This window comes from Zoogloea oryzae (genome assembly GCF_030161255.1).
Taxonomy (GTDB): Bacteria; Pseudomonadota; Gammaproteobacteria; order Burkholderiales; family Rhodocyclaceae; genus Zoogloea; species Zoogloea oryzae.
On sequence record NZ_BSPX01000086.1, the window covers coordinates 1 to 17,126 of the forward strand.

Consider the following 17,126-nt stretch of genomic DNA (forward strand, 5'->3'; position numbering starts at 1 on the left):
ACCGGCGCCGGGCGGGGGGCGGGGATGGGTTCGGCCCTGGCTGGGCGGGTGATCCGCGGGGCGGGGGGCTCGACAGGCTCGACGCGGGCGACGGGTTCGGGCGCCGGGGTCGGCTGGACGACCGGCACCGGGGCGCGGAGCACGACGTTCAGGGTGGGCGGGGTGTCGTCCGGCTTGGGCAGGAGATCGTGCTGCCACGCAAGCGCCAGCACATGCACGCCGATGGAGGCGGCGATGGCCAGCTTGAGGGGGCGGCTGATCCGCGGCGCGGGCACTTCGGGCCAGGGCATGGCGAAGGTGGGTGCGGCGTTCATCGGGCAGTCTTTCCGTCCCGGGCGAGGGCGCGCTGCTCATAAGCGGGGTAGAGCTGGCCGACCGAGCGGCGGTATTCGGCCTCGGACACCGCCAGCCGGCGGAACCCGGCGGGCAGCGGCAGGGCCAGCACCTCGGTCATGTCGAGGCCTTCTTCGGCGGACTGGCGCAGGGTCTCATCGAGCCATGCGAGCCAGGCGCGGGTCTGGCGGATCGGGGCGCCGTCGGTACTCACCGGGCCGTGGCCGGGCACGAGGCGGGTGAAGGGCAGGGCTTCGAGTTTTGCCAGGGCGGCGTTCCAGGCGTCGAGGCGGGCGTGGGGCGTGGTAGGCGCGCGGTTGTTGAAGACCAGATCGCCGGCAAACAGCACGCCGGTCTGGCGGTCGAGGACGGCGAGATCGGCCTCGGTGTGGCCATCGAGGGCGAGCAGCTCGAAGCGGTGGTCGCCCAGCTGCAGCGGGCCGGCGGCGAGCTGGCGGGCCGGGGCGACGGGCTCGGTGCCGGCCATCCAGTCGCCGGTGAGCCGATACATGTTCTCGTTGAGGTTGCCGCCTTCGGTGTGAATGCCGTGGATCGTACCGGGCAGCGCGGCCAGGGTTTCCTTCGGGAAAGCCTGGTTGCCGAGGAAGTGATCCGGGTGATGGTGGGTGTCCACCACCATCACCACAGGCTTGTCGGTGACCCGGGCGATGGCCCGGCGCAGCTGCTCGCCGTAGGCACGGGACGGGCCGCTGTCGATCACCAGCACGCCAGCCGAGGTGACGACGAAGGCGGTGTTGACGATGTTGCCGCCGTTTTTCGTGCTGAAGTCTTCGCTGCGGCCGGTGAGCACCCAGGTGTCGGGGGCGATCTGCTCGGGAGCGAGGCCGTAGTCCATGTCGGCCGCAGCCAGCAGCAGGGCCCAGCCGAGGGTGAAGGTGGCGGTGAGGGTTCGGGCGACGCGCTTCATTTTTCGATCGCTGCCGAGATGGTGTTGCCGTTGTTGTCGCGGCCGCTCACCCGGTAGCCGGCGGCGGCGCGGGCGGCGGGGATGTCTACGGTGAAGACCGGATTTTCGGACAGGGGTTCGAAACCCTCGATGTGCATCAGGGGCTGGCCGGCTTCATCGGTGAGGCGCAGATCCTGGATGAAGAAGGCCGGCACGCCGGCGGCGAGGCCGGTGTCTTCCGGGTGGATCACCCGCAGGCGGATGCGCTCGCCGCCTTCCTTCCTGGCCCACACGCGGCTGCTCACCTCGCCGAGGCGCTTCTGCCATTCGGGCGAGGCGCTGCCGGCGGAGGGCAGGGTGCAGCCGCCACCGGCGGTGTTCACCCAGGCGCCGCCCACGTGCCAGCTGCCGTCGCCGGTGCGCACCGCGGCGCGGACGGGGGACGATTGCTGGAGCTTGATCCGGAAGCCGAGCCCGGGATGGGCGCCGGTGGGCTCGAAACGTACTATTTTTACAATGGGGTTGAAGTCGGCGAAGACGACGACTTCGCGCACGTCGGTCAGCTCGCCGGCGTCGACGCTCACGGGCACGTTGAGGGCGTTCTCGGCGGTGAGCGGTGCGGTGACCTTGACCCGGCTGTCGAAGCGGACGCGGGCCCTGGCCGGGAAGAATTCCTTGCGCACGTCGCCCCAGCGGGGCGATTCCAGGGGGTCGGCCTGGGGGGGCGGGCTGGCGGGATGGGCCAGGGTGCAGGCGGCGGCGAATGCCCCGGCCGCAAGGGCGTGCAGTAGTTTCAAGCTTGGTCTCCTCGTGGCGGCCTGCTCGTGGGCGGCGCGCTCTATGATGAGATGAACGGCTGCAAGCTTCGTGCCTGAGGTTGTGGCGCGGGCCGGAGGGCCTCAAACGGCGGTGGGGGATGCCGGGCGGGGGCTTCCGCTGCCCGGTGGCCGTGTGCCGGCGTAACGTGTTCCGCGTCGGGCTGTTGCAGTTTGGAGCACTTGGTGAGGAATGAAGCAGCTGTATCGGGCGAATTGCCCGTCAGGCCGGGATTGGCGCAAGCTATTAAAAGTTTCATTGTTGCCAACAGCCCTTTTTATATCGGGAAATTTTCCCGAAATGCAGATTTCCGTGATGCGGCCGCGTTGATGGCACGGCTTTTGCGGATTGACCGTGCTGCGTACTCGGACGTGGCCGGGAGGTGGCCCGTCCGTCGTGTGCTTCAGCACCTTCTCGAAGGAGACATTCAATGATCCAAAGGAGCAAAAATATGAAAAAGCCGTTTGCGATGTCGATCATCGCTGCAGCGCTGATGGTTGCTGGCGCTGCCCAGGCGAAGGAAGTCACCGACGCCGACATCCTCAACGATGCGAAGACCACCGGCGACGTCGTTCATTTCGGCCTTGGCCAGCAGGGTCAGCGCTTCAGCACGCTGGACAAGATCAACACCAAGACCGTCAAGAACCTGGTTCCGGTCTGGTCGTTCTCCTTTGGCGGCGAGAAGCAGCGCGGCCAGGAATCCCAGCCGCTGGTGCACGACGGCAAGATGTTCGTGACGGCCTCCTACAGCCGCATCTTTGCCCTCGACGCCAAGACCGGCAAGAAGCTGTGGAAGTACGAGCACCGTCTGCCCGAAGGCATCATGCCGTGCTGTGACGTGATCAACCGTGGTGCTGCCCTCTACGGCGACCTGGTGATCTTCGCCACCCTCGACGCCCAGCTCGTGGCCCTCAACAAGGACACCGGCAAGGTTGTCTGGAAGGACAAGATCGACGACTACGCCGCTGGCTATTCCGCCTCCGCCGCGCCGCTGATCGTCAAGGGTCTGGTCATCACCGGCGTGTCCGGTGGCGAGTTCGGCGTGCAGGGCCGCATGGAAGCCCGCGATGCCAAGACCGGCAAGATGGTCTGGATGCGCCCGACCGTCGAAGGTCACATGGGCTACAAGTGGGTGAACGGCGAGAAGGTCGAGAACGGCATCTCCGGCACCCTCAACGCCACCTGGACCGGCGACCTCTGGAAGACCGGCGGCGCGGCCACCTGGAACGGCGCCACCTACGATCCGGAAACCAACCTGATCTTCGCGGGCACCGGCAACCCGGCTCCCTGGAACAGCCACCTGCGCCCCGGCGACAACCTGTTCTCGTCCGCCACCGTGGCCATCGACCCGGATACCGGCAAGATCGTCTGGCACTACCAGACCACCCCGCACGACGGCTGGGACTTCGACGGTGTGAACGAATTCGTGTCCTTCGACTACAAGGACCCGAAGACCGGCAAGATCATCAAGGCGGGCGGCAAGGCTGACCGTAACGGCTTCTTCTTCGTGCTCGACCGTACCAACGGCAAGCCGCTGAACATCTTCCCCTTCGTCAAGGACATCACCTGGGCCAAGGGCTTCGACATGAACACCGGCCGTCCGATCTACGTGGACGAAAACCGTCCGGGCGACCCGACCGCCAGCGCCGACGGCAAGAAGGGCCGGAACGTCACGGCTGCACCGTCCTTCCTGGGCGGCAAGAACCAGCAGCAGATCGCCTACAACCCGCAAACCGGCCTGTTCTACGTGCCGGCCAACGAGTGGGCGATGGACATCTGGAACGAGCCGGTCTCGTACAAGCGCGGCGCCGCGTACCTGGGCGCGGGCTTCACCATCAAGGCCCTGCACGACGACTACATCGGTTCGCTGCGCGCGGTCGATCCGGTCTCGGGCAAGATCGTCTGGGAAAACAAGAACTTCGCTCCCCTGTGGGGCGGCGTGCTGACCACGGCCGGCAACCTGACCTTCTACGGTACCCCCGAAGGCTACCTGAAGGCGCTGGACGCCAAGACCGGCAAGGAGGTCTGGTCCTTCCAGACCGGCTCCGGCGTGGTCGCTCCCCCGGTCACCTGGATGGAGAACGGCGAGCAGTACGTGGCCGTGGTGTCCGGCTGGGGCGGCGCAGTGCCCCTGTGGGGCGGCGACGTGGCCCGTCGCGTGAACTTCCTGGAGCAGGGCGGTTCCGTGTGGGTGTTCAAGCTGCACAACGGCAAGTAATCCCGTTTGGGAGTAGGTGGCCCGGAACATCGGGCCGCCTGGTTGCGGAAACGGCACGGATGCGAAAGCGTCCGTGCCGTTTTTTTTGCCTGATCGGGAAAGCGTCGTTAGACGCGGCAAGAAGCCGGCCTGCGTTGCGCGTGGTCCAGATCCCCGGCCCGGACGCATGCGGCGATTTGCGCCGCCATTCATGCTTCATTACCCGCCGTCAAATGCGGCACCGGTCTATCGATTTGAATCGGGTGACGCTCCCCTGAAAAGATTTCTGACAGACTCAATTCATCGTCAATTGGTGATGAATTGAAGATTGGTCGTCAATTTGGTGGCTGCTCGCCATCGGGTGTTTCCAGGAATATGCGGCCATATGTCGCATCATTCCGGATCGGAGCGCACCGTAAAATCGGCGCGGGACGTCTTCATTCAGAATAATTTTCACCCTCGAAATGGATTGTCAATTTCGTTTAATTGGCAGCCGAATTGGTCAGGGTCGGTAGCGGTGAGGCGAACGCCATTGCAGCGGTCTGGCTGCAGGGACGCGTTCATCGTTTGAGCGGAAATCGGGTAATGGATCGAAAGTATAGGTGTGAGCCGGGTCAGCTTGTAAAAGTGCATGCCGGCCGGATCCCTGGAGAGTCCGACGGGCGTCGGCGTGGGCCGGATGTAATGACCTGTGTCAGACCGCTCGTCGCGCTGCTGGCGACGTTCTCGATGTCTGCCCACGGGCAGGAAACCACCCTGGACACCTTGACGGTGATCGCCCCTGCCTTCAAGCGTTCAACCGCCCCCCGGCTCGGCTCCATCGACATGAGTGAGAGCGATATCGCCGCCCGGCGCGCCGGGGTGGCCGACACCACCCAGCTTCTGCGGGATGTGCCAGGGATGAGCGTGTACAGCGCCGGTGGCATCTCGGGGCTGCCGGTGATCCGGGGCATGGCGGACGATCGCATCCGCGTGCAGGTGGATGGCGCCGACCTGATGGCGGCCTGCCCCAATCACATGAACGCTGCGCTCTCGTACATCAACCCCAGCAAGGTTGCGGAAATCACCGTTTACCCGGGCATTGCGCCGGTGAGCGTGGGGGGTGACAGCATCGGCGGGGTGATCCAGGTCCGCTCGGCGCCACCTGCCTTTGCCGGCAGCGCGGACGAGGCTGGTGCCAGTGGCACGCTGGGTTCGTATTACCACAGCAACGGCAACGCCGTGGGTTACAACGCTGGCGTCGAGTGGGTCGGGCAGCGCTTCAACCTCTCCTACAGCGAGTCCCAGGCCCGTTCGGGCAACTACAAGGCCGGGGGTGTCTTCAAGCCCGTGGCCAAAGGGAGGGAGGATGGCGCCCCGATCCCCGGCGACGTGGTGGGTTCGAGCGGGTTTTCCGGTGCGCACAATCGCGAGGTCGGTATCGCATTCAGGCAGGACCGGCATGTCCTGCAGCTGACGGCCAGCGAGCAGCGAGTGGGCTTCGAGGGTTTCCCCAATCAGCGCATGGACATGACCGACAACAAGAACACGATCATCAACCTGCGCTATTTCGGCGAGTTCGACTGGGGGGCGCTCGAGGCCCGGTTCTCCGACCAGGATGTGCGTCACCAGATGGACATGGGCAAGGATCGCTATTCCTACGGCACCGGAATGCCCATGGAAAGCAAGGCCCACACCCGTAACGCCCTGGTGCAGGCCAATGTGACGCTGTCGGATCGGGATCTGCTACGGGTAGGCAGCGAATACCAGTCGTACATCCTTTACGACTGGTGGCCGCCGGTGGGTGGCGTGATGGGGCCCAATGCGTTCTGGAACGTGGACTACGGCCGCCGTTACCGCAGCGATCTCTTCGCCGAATGGGAGGCCCGCTGGCAGCCTGAATGGACCAGTCTGATCGGCGTGCGCGGCACCCGCGTGACCACCGACGCGGCGGCCGTGCAGGGCTACGACAACGGCCTCGCCGCATCCTGGGGCAATGATGCCGCGGCCTTCAACGCCCGCGACCACAAGCGCGTGGACAACAACTGGGATTTCACCGCGCTGCTGCGCTTCGCCCCCGACGGCACCCGGCGCTACGAAGGCGGCTACGCCCGCAAGTCCCGGGCGCCGAGCCTGTACCAGCGTTATCCGTGGTCCACCAACCCGATGGCCGCGCTGATGAACAACTTCGTGGGCGACGGCAACGGCTATGTCGGCAATGGCGATCTGCGGCCCGAGGTGGCACACACGGTCAGCCTCAGCGGCGACTGGAACGACGCCGAAAAGACGCGCTGGAGCCTGAAGGCGACGGCCCACTACAGCTACGTCGAGAACTACATCGACGCGCGGCGCTGCGATATCGGCCAGTGCAGCGCCGAGAACCTCACCAGGACCGACGGTTTCGTGCATCTGCAGTACGTCAACCAGCAGGCGCGCCTGTACGGTTTCGAGCTCTCCGGCCAGGCCTTGCTCGGGCGGGCCGAGAGCCTAGGCAGCTTCTCGGCCACCGGCCTGCTCAACTACGTGCGCGGCGAAAACACCACTACCGGCGACAACCTCTACAACATGATGCCCCTCAACACCAGGCTCGCGCTGGTGAATCGCCTTGCCGGTTGGACGAACACCGCGGAAGTCCTGCTGGTGAAGGGCAAGAGTGACGTCTCCCAGGTGCGCAACGAGATTCCGACGGCGGGCTACGGCCTCCTCAACCTGCGCAGCAGCTACCAGTGGAAGATGGCGCGCCTCGATGCCGGCATCGAGAACGTCTTCGACAAGACCTACGCCCTTCCGCTGGGCGGCGCCTATGTTGGCCAGGGGGCGTCGATGACCACCGGTGGCATCCCCTGGGGCTACGTCGTGCCGGGCCGCGGGCGCTCCTTCAATGTCGCCCTCAACCTGAACTTCTGATCCTCCGAGCTCCCCGATGCAATTCGATCTCCTTGTCCGGAAAGCCCTTTTCATTGCCTGCGCGGGCAGCCTCGCGCTCCAGGGCTGCGGTGGTGGTGGCGACGACGGCCCCGCCATCGAAGCCAACACCCAGACGATCCGCTTCGACGCGGCGCCCGTCCTCAACAAGGGCGGCACGGCGACCGTCGTCGCGGTGGCCAGCTCCGGGCTGCCGGTGCGCTATGGCAGCGCCACGCCCGGCGTGTGCAGCGTGGATGCGGGCAGCGGTCTGGTGACCAGCCTGACTCTCGGCAATTGCGTGGTGTCGGCCAATCAGGCCGGCAACAGCCGGTACGCCCAGGCGCCCGAGGCGACGCTCACGCTGCCGGTGGCGTTCTCGCCGGTGCAGAGCATCACGTTTGGTGCGGCGCCCAGCCTCAGCCTGGGCGGCACGGCGGTGGTGTCGGCATCGGCCACCTCGGGCCTGCCGGTGAGCTTCAGCAGCCAGAGCGCGGGCGTCTGCTCGGTGGTTCCCGATTCCGGCGTGGTCACGGCGCTGCTGGCCGGCAACTGCGTGATCGCGGCCAATCAGGCGGGCGATGCCAACTACCACGCCGCGGCGCAGGTCACCCAGTCCATCGTGGTGAGCGCGCCGGTGAGCGTGCGGGTGCCCGGCGTACCGGGCGGCGTGACGGCGGCGCCCGGTACGGTGGCGGATTCGGTGCTCGTCAGCTTCGGTGGAACCGACAGCGGCGGCAGCCCGATCACCGGCTACACGGTCACGTCCGTGCCGGCGGGCATCACCGCCTCCGGGACGGCCTCGCCGATTGCCGTCGCCTGCCCGAACAACTGCCGCGGTTACGCGCTTTCGGTGGCTGCGCAGAATGCCGTGGGCACGGGCAGCGCGTCGGCGCCGGTGCCGGTCACGACCGCGTATCAGGTGGTCGAGACCTTCTACGAGCCGGATACCCAGCCCAACAACTCGATCTTCATCGGGACCTTCACCTTCAATTTCACTGCAGGCACGGTGTCGGATCTCAAAGGCATCCTGAGCGAATCCATGACCGGTGGCTCGACGGGCTACCCCGGCGATTCGATGAAATGGCTCACTCTGGATTACCAGCTCGTCAGCTGGCGTGATGCAGCTTTGGGCGGCACCTTTGTCGCCAGTTTCCGGAACAACACCACGAATACCTTCCTCCGCAGCGCGACCGGCGATGGCTGGTCGCCGCAGCAGGGGGTGACGGTAGGTGGGCGTTATTACGGGTCGCCTGGGGCAAACCCCGGAAACGCCTATGCGCTTATTTTCGTTCCCGATGATCCGACCGCCACGCTTACCCCTGCGCAATTGGCCTTGCTGGCCTACGCCGATTGCGCGCCCGGCGGCATGATGGGGGACACCTGCATGACCGGGACGGCATTTTCCGGATATGGCAGTGATGGCACGATGGGGGGCGTTCCGCGGTCTCAGCTCATTACGAGAAAGTGATATTTGTTGGCTTGATGAAATAGGATTTAATTTCCATCCTATTTGGCGACGATTTGTCGCACAGTTGAATCATCCCGAAAAAATATAATTGTTTTTATTTATTCGGGAGGACTCAATGAAATTAAAATCGATTTCTGCTGCCCTGGCGGGCGCAATGGCGTTGGTTGCGTGTGGTGGTGGCGGTGGCAGCAGTTCGTCGGGCAGCTCCACGCTGTCGGGGAGTGTTGCGGATGGCTATCTGAGTGGTGCCAAGGTCTGTCTGGACAAGAACAGGAATGGCGCCTGTGACACTGGCGAGCCCACCACCACGACCGGTTCCGGCGGCGCCTACTCCCTGAGCGGACTCTCCGAGAGCGACGCCGGCGCCTACCCGCTGGTGGTCGAGGTGCCTGCCAGCGCCGTGGATTCCGATACTGGCACCGCCGTCGGCAAGTCCTTCGTGCTGAAGGCGCCGGCTGGCAAGTCCGGTTTCGTCAGCCCCATCTCCACCCTGGTCCAGCAGAAGCTCGACAGCGGCGCGGCCACCACGGTGGATGCGGCCGTCGCGGCGGTCAAGGCGGACCTTGCCGCTGCCGGCCAGACGGCCCCCGCCGACCTCTTCGCCAACTACCTGTCGGCAAACGATACGGGCACGCACACCATTGCCCGCACGCTCACCGCCTCCGTGAAGAGCTACTACGAAGCCGTCAAGGACGGCCTGTCGTCCAACGCCCAGATCAAGGCCCTGCAGGACGCGGCCCTGACCCAGGCGATGTCCGACCTGCGCACCGGCACGCGCACAGGCCTCGCCACGGTGACGGCGGCGGTGGTGGCCAAGGCCAGCGCCGACACCGCGTCCCAGAGCGCCGCGACCCAGGACGTGACGATCAACTTCGACGTCGTGAGCGGTGGTGCATCGGTGCGCTGCGGCGACGTGGTCACGCTGGCGAGCACCCAGCTGTGGGATCACACCCCCACCAATACGTCGGCAGTCGCGGCGACGACGCAGGCCGCCCAGACCTCGACCGGCAAGCTGGTCGATCTGCGCTTCTACGTGAGCAACGTGGCCCTTGTGGATCAGGACGGTAACGCGACGCCGGTCGTGCTGACCGAGAACGCCGGCCAGTCCAAAGGCCTGGCCCTGCTGAACTTCGGCTACAACACCGTGAGCAGCGGCGCGACCTACGCCAACGTGACCTGCTCGCCGGCCACCGGCTACGTGACCAGCATCACCGGCAAGGTCAAGCCCGGCACCTACACCGGCGTGACGATGGTGGTGGGCGTTCCCCTGTACGGCCCCGACATGGTCCGGCAGAACCACAGCAACGCCGCCGACACCGCCAACTCGCTGCCGCTGCAGAACAGCGCGATGGCCTGGTCGTGGCAGTCCGGCCGCAAGTTCACCAAGCTCGAGTTCTGGCCGACCACCCCGGTTCAGAAGCCCAACAGCTCGACCACCTCGAAGTGGGTCGTGCATCTGGGCTCGACGGGGTGTTCCGGTGATCCGACCGTGGGCACCACGGCCCCGACGAGCTGCACCAACCCCAACCGCGTGAAGCTGGCTTTCAACAGCTTCAATCCATCGTCCCAGAAGGTTGTGCTCGACGTCGGCCAGCTCTTCAAGAACGCCGACCTGCAGTACGACGCGGGTGGTGCGGCCGGTTGCATGTCTGGTACGACCGACCCCGAGTGCGGCCCGATCTTCAAGGCGCTGGGGCTGGATCTGAGCTCCGGGCTGATGTCCACCACGGTGGCGCAGTCGGTCTTCAGCGTGAAGTAAGCGCATGAACCGTTCGATATGGATCGGTGGCCTGGTGGCCATCCTCGGTGTCGGCGGTTGGCTCTGGCAGGGCGGACGGCATGCCGTGCCGCCCGCCCCGGAGCCGGCAGCCGCGTGGACCTGGCAGTTGCCGGCCGGCTTTCCCCGGCCGGTGGTGCCCGCCGACAATCCCATGACCGAAGAGGGCTTTCAGCTTGGCCGGCGCCTGTTCTACGACAAGCGCCTGTCGGGCAACGGCACGCAGGCCTGCGCCTCGTGCCACATCCAGCGGCTGGCGTTCACTGACGGGCGCGCGCTGCCGGTCGGCTCGACCGGTGATGTGGGCGCGCGCAGCGCCATGAGCATCGCCAACGTGGCCTATTACCCCACGCTCACCTGGGCCAACCCGTCCCAGACGACGCTGGAGATCCAGGCGGTGGTGCCCATGTTCGTCGAAAACCTGGCCATCGAACTGGGCATCAACGACGAGAACAAGGCCGAGGTGCTGGGCCGCTTTCGTGCCGACGCCGACTATCGGCAGCGCTTCGCCAAGGTGTTTCCGGGCCAGGCGGAGCCGATCAACTTCGAGAACATCATCCGGGCGATCTCGACCTTCGAGCGCGGGGTGATCTCCGGCAATTCCCGCTACGACCAGGCGCTGGCCGGCAAGCTGTCCCTCAGCGAGCGCGAGGAGCGGGGCCGGGCGTTGTTCTTCGGCGACAAAGCGCGCTGCTCGGAATGCCACCGCGGCTACAACTTCTCGGATCAGACCTACGACGTCACCACCCGCGACGTACCGCGGCCGTTTCACAACACCGGCCTCTACAACGTGGATGGCAAGGGCGCTTACCCCGACGACAATCCGGGCCTGATCGGCGTGATGCCCCAGCCCGAGAACATGGGGCGTTTCCGCACCGTGAGCCTGCGCAACATCGCGCTGACGGGCCCGTACATGCACGACGGCTCCATCGAAACGCTTGAAGAGGTGCTCGACTTTTACGCCGCCCACGGCCGCAACGTGACACGCGGCCCGTTCAAGGGCGACGGCCGTCGCAATCCGCTGAAAGACCCGATCATCGACAAGATCCGTCTGGATGCCCGCGACAAGGCCGACATCATTGCCTTCCTGAAGACCCTGACGGACGAGGAGTTCGTCGCCAATCCGCGCTTTGCGGATCCGTTCTGATCTTCCTTCCCGCTGGCCGGCAGCTCACGCTGCCAGCGTCATCAGGCTCGTGTTGCCGCCGGCCGCGGCGGTGTTGATCGACACGGCCCTTTCCACCACCAGCCGGTACAGCGGGTAGCGCCCGTCGGGCCCGGCTTCGACCAGCGGCAGGATGCGCGTCGGGTGGTCGGCCAGTTGGCGATGCAGATCGGCGCGGCGCTCGGGGCTGCCGGCGTGGAGCACGCCGTCCACGGTGAGGATCGCGTCCTCGTCGATCTGCACGACGGCTGCGGCCAGCCCGTCCGGGAGGGCGTCGAGGGCAGCGGCGGCCACGGCGCCATACACCACCGCCGGCGTGTTGCCGGTGGCGAGCGCGGCAGCAAGCTGGACGAGCAGGGTGTCCCGCTCGTCGGCCACGCACAGGATCGTGCCGCGGGGCGCAAAGCCCAGGGTGTTGCGTTCGCCGGTGGGGCCCGGGAGCGTTGCCCGGCAGGCCAGCGGCGAGGTGGTGGCGAAATCGGCGCAGGCTTCGGCCAGGCTGCGCAGCCCCTCGTGGTGGGCCCAGGCGCGCAGCGTGTCGAAGCGGGCGAGCCGGCAGTCGTCGACGCCGCTGTCGTCCGGCGTGAGCCCGAGGGCGGCCGGCGGCACCGACAGGTCGCCCATCAGCCGTGGCAGGTAGAACGGACCACCGGCCTTCGGCCCGGTGCCGGATTTTCCTTCGCCGCCAAAAGGCTGTACGCCCACCACGGCGCCGATCATGTTGCGGTTGATGTAGAGGTTGCCGGCGCGGATACGGCGGGTGGCGGCGTCGATGCGCTCGTCGATGCGGCTGTGCATCCCGAAGGTGAGGCCGTAGCCGGTGGCGTTGATGGTGTCGATGAGCTCGTCCAGCCGCTCGGCGTGGTAGCGCAGCACGTGCAACACGGGGCCGAAGACCTCCCGTTCCAGCTCGGCGATGCTGTCGATCTCGATGAGGGTGGGCGGCACGAAGCTGCCGGTGGCGCAGGCGTCGGGCAGCGGGCACTGGATCACCCGGTGGCCGATGGTGCGCAGCCGGTCGATGTGGGCGAGGAGCGCCGCGCGGGCGGTGTCGTCGATCACCGGGCCCACGTCGGTGGAAAGCCGCGCCGGGTTGCCGATGGCGAGCTCCATCATCGCTCCGGCGAGGAGCTCGATCACCCGGTCGGCGATCTCTTCCTGCAGGCACAGCACGCGCAGGGCCGAGCAGCGCTGGCCGGCGCTGTCGAAGGCGGAGGCGAGGGCGTCCTGCACCACCTGCTCGGGCAGGGCCGAGGCGTCCACGATCATCGCGTTCTGGCCGCCGGTCTCGGCGATCAGGCGGGTGGGCGGCGCCTCGGCGGGGCGCTGGGCGAGCTGGCGGTGGATCAGGCGGGCGACTTCGGTGGAGCCGGTGAACACCACGCCGCGGATGCGCGGGTCGGCCACCAGCGCCGCGCCCACCCGTTCGCCCGGGCCGGGCAGCAGCTGCAGGGCCGCGCGAGGGATGCCGGCGGCGTGGAGCAGATGCACCACCAGCGCGGCGGTGAGGGGCGTCTGCTCGGCGGGTTTGGCGAGCACCGGGCTGCCGGCGGCCAGCGCGGCCACCACTTCGCCCACGAAGATCGCCAGCGGGAAGTTCCACGGGCTGATGCACACCACCGGCCCGGGCGCGGTGGCGCTGGGGGGCAGGTGTTCGATCTGGGCGGCGTAGTAGCGGCAGAAATCCACCGCCTCGCGCACCTCGGCGATGGCGTTGGCGCGGGTCTTGCCGGCTTCGCGGATGCACAGGCTGATGAACGCTGTCTGGTGGGCCTCGAAGGCGTCGGCGGCGGCGCGGAGCAGGCTGGCCCGGCGGGGTGGCGGCACGGCGTGCCAGTCATCGGCAAAGGTGTCGGCGGCTTCCACCGCGCGGGCTACGTCGGTGAGGGTGGCTTCGAGCACCGTGCCCACCTGGTCCTGCCGGTTGGCGGGGTTGGTGACGGGCAGGTAAGGCGTGCCGGAGGGCGGGTGGCTGGCCAGGATCGGCTCGGCGCTCCACGGGCGGCTGGCGAGGAGGGCGAGCTCGGCGTCGAGGCGGTTGATCTCGGCGTCGCTGGCGAGATCGAGCCCGGCGGAGTTGCGCCGGGTGGGGCCGAACAGATCGGCCGGCAGGGGAATGGCCGGGTGGGGGTGGCCGCCGTCCCGGCGTACCGCGTCGAGGGGGTCGGCCAGCAGGGCGTCCACCGGCACGGCTTCGTCCACGATGCGATTGACGAAGGAGGTGTTGGCGCCGTTCTCCAGCAGGCGCCGCACCAGATAGGGCAGCAGGCTGGCGTGGTTGCCCACCGGGGCGTAGATGCGACAGCGGCCGCCGGGCTGGCCCGGGGCGACCACGTTGTCGTAAAGCGGCTCGCCCATGCCGTGGAGGCACTGGAACTCGTATTCGGTCACGCCCCGGTCGGCGGCCATCTGCGCCACGCTGGCGAGGGTGTGGGCGTTGTGGGTGGCGAACTGCGGATAGACGCGGTCGGCCACCGCCAGCAGGCGCGCGGCGCAGGCCAGGTAGGAGAGATCGGTGTGCACTTTGCGGGTGAACACCGGGTAGCCGGCCAGGCCATCCACCTGGGCGCGCTTGATCTCGGCATCCCAGTAGGCGCCCTTGACCAGCCGGATCATGATGCGCCGGCCGTGTTCGCGCGCCCGTTCGGCCAAGTGCTCGATCACGAAGGGGCAGCGCTTCTGGTAGGCCTGGACGACCACCCCGAGGCCCGTCCAGCCGGCCAGATCCGGCTCGGCGAGCAGGCGTTCGACGAGATCGAGGGAGAGCTCCAGCCGGTCGGCCTCCTCGGCGTCGATATTCACCCCGATGTTGTAGCCGCAGGCGAGCTGCATCAGCGCCACGAGGCGCGGGTAGAGCTCGTCCAACACCCGCTGGCGCTGGGCGCGACAGTAGCGGGGGTGGAGCGCCGAGAGCTTGATGGAGATGCCCGGGCCATTGACCACGCCGCGCCCGGCGCTGGCCTTGCCGATGGCGTGGATGGCGTGCTCGTAGGCGTTGGTGTAGGCCTCGGCATCGGCGCGGGTGGCGGCGGCCTCGCCGAGCATGTCGAAGGAGTGGGTGTAGCCGTGGCGGGTGCTGGCCTCGCTGCGCTTGAGGGCGGCGGCGATGGTCTCGCCCATCACGAACTGCTGGCCCAGGAGGCCCATCGCAAACTCCATCCCGCTGCGGATCAGCGGCTCGCCGCCCCGGGCGATGAGTTTTGCGAGGTTGCCGCCGAGGGTGTGCTCGCTGTGGGTGGCCACCAGCTTGCCGGTGAGCATCAGCCCCCAGGTGGCGGCATTGACGAACAGGGAGTGGCTGTGGCCCAGGTGGGCGCGCCAGTCGCCCTTGGCGATCTTGTCGCGGATCAGGCGGTCGCGGGTGGCGGTGTCGGGGATGCGCAGCAGGGCTTCGGCCAGGCACATCAGGGTGATGCCTTCCTGGGTGGAGAGCGAGAACTCGTGCATCAGGTTGTCCACCCCGCTGGCGCCGTCGCGCTGCTGGCGCACCGCCACGATCAACTGCCGGGCGTGCTCGGCGACGGCGGCCCTATCCAGTGGCACCGCGGCGACTTCGGCGGCGAGGGCGGCCACCCGCGCCGCTTCGTCGCTGCGGCAGTGGGCGGAGATGGCGGCACGGTGGTCGGCGGCGCGGCGGTCGGGCGGGGCGTTCATGGCGCGGGCTCCTCGAACGGCGGTGGGGCTACAGGGGTTCGAGCGCGGCGGCGGGCGGGAGTTTCGCAGCGGGCGGATAATGGCGGCAGGATTTTGCATCCCCGCACTTTCACCTTCTGCATGGAGAACCCGCATGAACCGTCTGGACAACAAAGTGGCGCTGGTGACCGGCGCCGCCCGGGGCATTGGCGAGGCCATCGCCCGGGCTTTTGCCTTTGAGGGCGCCCGCTGCTACCTGAGCGACATCGACGACACCCGGGGCCAGGCGGTGGCCGATTCGATCGGCGGCAACGCCGTCTATCTGCGCCTCGACGTGCGCGAGGAGGCCGACTGGCAGGCGGCGATGGCGCGCATCGTCGCCGACGCCGGGCAGCTCGACGTGCTGGTGAACAACGCCGGGATCACCGGCTTCGAGTCCGGCTCCGGCCCCCAGAACCCGGAGCATGCCAGCCTGGACGACTGGCGCCGGGTGCATCACACCAACCTGGACGGCACCTTCCTGGGCTGCCGCTTCGCGATCCAGACCATGCGCGCGAAGGGCAATGGCGGCTCGATCATCAACATGTCGTCCCGTTCGGGCGTGGTGGGCGTGCCTGGGGCGTCGGCGTATGCCTCGTCGAAGGCCGGCATCCGCAACCACAGCAAGACGGTGGCCCTGTACTGCGCCGAGCAGGGGCTGCCGATCCGCTGCAACTCGGTGCATCCGGCGGCGATCCTCACCCCCATGTGGGAGCCGATGCTCGGTTCCGGCCCGGGCCGCGAGGGGCGGATGCAGGCCTTCGTGCGCGCCAACCCGGCCCGCCGCTTTGGCCGCCCGGAAGAGGTGGCGGCGGTGTGCGTGCTGCTGGCCTCGGACGAGGCGCCTTACGTGAATGGCTCCGAGCTGACCATCGACGGCGGCATCCTGGCCGGTTCGGCGGTGTCGCCGGGGGCGAGCGACGACTGAGGGCGCCTGGGGCTTTCGGCTCCCGGTTGGGAGCACATTGCTCCGGGCTGGAATGAAATTGCGCCCAACCGGGAGCAAAAAAGCGCCAACCCGCAGGCGTGCCTCCGCCGCCCATCGCTTCCCCGTAGGTCGGACTTCAGTCCGACACCGTGGCTTGGTCGGGCGTTCTTGTCGGACTGAAGTCCGACCTACAGGGTCGTGGGGGTTATTTGGCCGGTGCGGGCAGGTCGGGGCATTGGGGTAGATAGTCGATGTCCTTGGATACCCAGCGTGTCCATTGCTCACGGCTCATGTTGCGGGTGAGCTTGCCGCACAGCATGCCCGGCCAGCGGGCGGGGCCGGCCCACAGGTGGAGCGCGCCGTTGCGGCTGGCGGAGTGGATGAGCTGGCCCTTGTTGCGGAAGGCGACCCATTGCACGGCGTCGGTGTGGCCTTCGAGGGGCCGGCCGACGGGGACGCCGGTTTCGGCATGCCACAGGCGCAGGGTGCGGTCCCAGCTGCCGGAGACGAGGTGGCGTCCGTCCGGGCTCACGTCCACGCTGGTCACCCAGCGGCGGTGGCCTTCGAGGGGTTCGCCGACGGGCTCGCCGGTGGCGGCATCCCAGATGCGCAGGGCGTCGTCGGCGCTGCCCGAGTAGATGCGCTTGCCGTCCGGGCTGAAGGCGGCGGCGAGCACCCAGTTGTCGTGGCCGGTCATGGGGTGGCCGATGAGTTGGCCGAACTGCGGGCCGGGGGTGATGTTCCAGTGGCGCAGGCTGCGGTCGGCGCTGGCCGATACAAGCCCGCGGCCGTCCGGGCGCCAGGCGAGGGCGGCGATCCAGTGGTCGTGGCCCTTGAGGGGCGGGCTGGCGGGGCGGCCGTCGGCATGCCACACCCGCACGCTGGCGTCCCAGCCGCCGGTGGCGACCAACTTGCCGTCGGGGCTCCAGGCTACCGCCGAGACGGGGCCGGGGTGGGCGGCGATGGGTTCGCCGATG

At 67.7% G+C, this 17,126-nt stretch carries 10 protein-coding genes and 1 pseudogene; 6 read left to right on the plus strand and 5 right to left on the minus strand.

Annotated features, from left to right (window positions below; genetic code table 11):
• From QQK25_RS19785 to QQK25_RS19795, 3 genes and pseudogenes are all read right to left on the minus strand, one after another.
• Positions 1-314 (minus strand): annotated as a pseudogene (locus tag QQK25_RS19785) (hypothetical protein); the annotation flags it as partial.
• Entirely contained in the window at positions 311-1,261 is a 951-nt protein-coding gene (locus QQK25_RS19790) for a quinoprotein relay system zinc metallohydrolase 1 (RefSeq protein ID WP_284189503.1), read from the minus strand. The pseudogene QQK25_RS19785 and the gene QQK25_RS19790, both read right to left, overlap by 4 nt.
• Complete coding sequence (locus QQK25_RS19795) at positions 1,258-2,037, minus strand: quinoprotein dehydrogenase-associated SoxYZ-like carrier (protein ID WP_438696547.1); 780 nt, start codon at positions 2,035-2,037, stop codon at positions 1,258-1,260. The genes QQK25_RS19790 and QQK25_RS19795 overlap by 4 nt, the downstream gene beginning before the upstream one ends.
• A gap of 470 nt (positions 2,038-2,507) precedes the next feature.
• On the opposite strand from QQK25_RS19795, the gene QQK25_RS19800 reads away from it, so the two are divergent.
• The 5 genes from QQK25_RS19800 (at position 2,508) to QQK25_RS19820 (ending at position 11,531) form a co-directional block, all read left to right on the plus strand.
• A complete protein-coding gene (locus QQK25_RS19800) occupies positions 2,508-4,274 on the plus strand; it encodes a PQQ-dependent methanol/ethanol family dehydrogenase (RefSeq protein WP_284189504.1) in 1,767 nt (588 codons plus the stop codon).
• 663 nt (positions 4,275-4,937) lie between these two features.
• Positions 4,938-7,139, plus strand: a complete 2,202-nt coding sequence (locus QQK25_RS19805) for a TonB-dependent receptor plug domain-containing protein (protein WP_284189505.1) — start codon at positions 4,938-4,940, stop codon at positions 7,137-7,139.
• A 16-nt stretch (positions 7,140-7,155) separates the two neighbouring features.
• Entirely contained in the window at positions 7,156-8,607 is a 1,452-nt protein-coding gene (locus QQK25_RS19810; RefSeq protein WP_284189506.1) for a fibronectin type III domain-containing protein, read from the plus strand.
• Between the two features lie 115 nt (positions 8,608-8,722).
• Positions 8,723-10,366, plus strand: coding sequence for an MbnP family copper-binding protein (locus QQK25_RS19815; RefSeq protein WP_284189507.1), 1,644 nt, complete (start codon positions 8,723-8,725; stop codon positions 10,364-10,366).
• A gap of 4 nt (positions 10,367-10,370) precedes the next feature.
• Positions 10,371-11,531 carry a methanobactin export MATE transporter MbnM gene (locus QQK25_RS19820; RefSeq protein ID WP_284189508.1) on the plus strand — a complete coding sequence of 387 codons (1,161 nt, stop codon included), beginning with the start codon at positions 10,371-10,373 and terminating at the stop codon, positions 11,529-11,531.
• Between the two features lie 24 nt (positions 11,532-11,555).
• Here the strand turns inward: QQK25_RS19820 and putA are convergent, their stop codons facing one another.
• Positions 11,556-15,203, minus strand: a complete 3,648-nt coding sequence (gene putA, locus QQK25_RS19825) for a bifunctional proline dehydrogenase/L-glutamate gamma-semialdehyde dehydrogenase PutA (RefSeq protein WP_284189509.1) — start codon at positions 15,201-15,203, stop codon at positions 11,556-11,558.
• Between the two features lie 133 nt (positions 15,204-15,336).
• Between putA and QQK25_RS19830 the strand changes: the two genes are divergently transcribed.
• Positions 15,337-16,149 (plus strand): SDR family oxidoreductase, encoded by an 813-nt coding sequence (locus tag QQK25_RS19830; protein WP_284189510.1) that lies wholly within the window; start codon positions 15,337-15,339, stop codon positions 16,147-16,149.
• 205 nt (positions 16,150-16,354) lie between these two features.
• Here QQK25_RS19830 and QQK25_RS19835 read toward each other — a convergent pair.
• Positions 16,355-17,126, minus strand: a 772-nt coding sequence (locus QQK25_RS19835; RefSeq protein ID WP_284189511.1) for a WD40 repeat domain-containing protein, incomplete at its 5' end; no start/stop codon positions are given.

What these genes read in the sequence shown, in the direction of transcription:
- QQK25_RS19790 (WP_284189503.1), bottom strand. Translation starts at nt 1,261, where the DNA reads ATGAAGCGCGTCGCCCGAACCCTCACCGCCACCTTCACCCTCGGCTGG.
- QQK25_RS19800 (WP_284189504.1), top strand. Translation starts at nt 2,508, where the DNA reads ATGAAAAAGCCGTTTGCGATGTCGATCATCGCTGCAGCGCTGATGGTT.
- QQK25_RS19805 (WP_284189505.1), top strand. Translation starts at nt 4,938, where the DNA reads ATGACCTGTGTCAGACCGCTCGTCGCGCTGCTGGCGACGTTCTCGATG.
- QQK25_RS19810 (WP_284189506.1), top strand. Translation starts at nt 7,156, where the DNA reads ATGCAATTCGATCTCCTTGTCCGGAAAGCCCTTTTCATTGCCTGCGCG.
- QQK25_RS19815 (WP_284189507.1), top strand. Translation starts at nt 8,723, where the DNA reads ATGAAATTAAAATCGATTTCTGCTGCCCTGGCGGGCGCAATGGCGTTG.
- QQK25_RS19820 (WP_284189508.1), top strand. Translation starts at nt 10,371, where the DNA reads ATGAACCGTTCGATATGGATCGGTGGCCTGGTGGCCATCCTCGGTGTC.
- putA (WP_284189509.1), bottom strand. Translation starts at nt 15,203, where the DNA reads ATGAACGCCCCGCCCGACCGCCGCGCCGCCGACCACCGTGCCGCCATC.
- QQK25_RS19830 (WP_284189510.1), top strand. Translation starts at nt 15,337, where the DNA reads ATGAACCGTCTGGACAACAAAGTGGCGCTGGTGACCGGCGCCGCCCGG.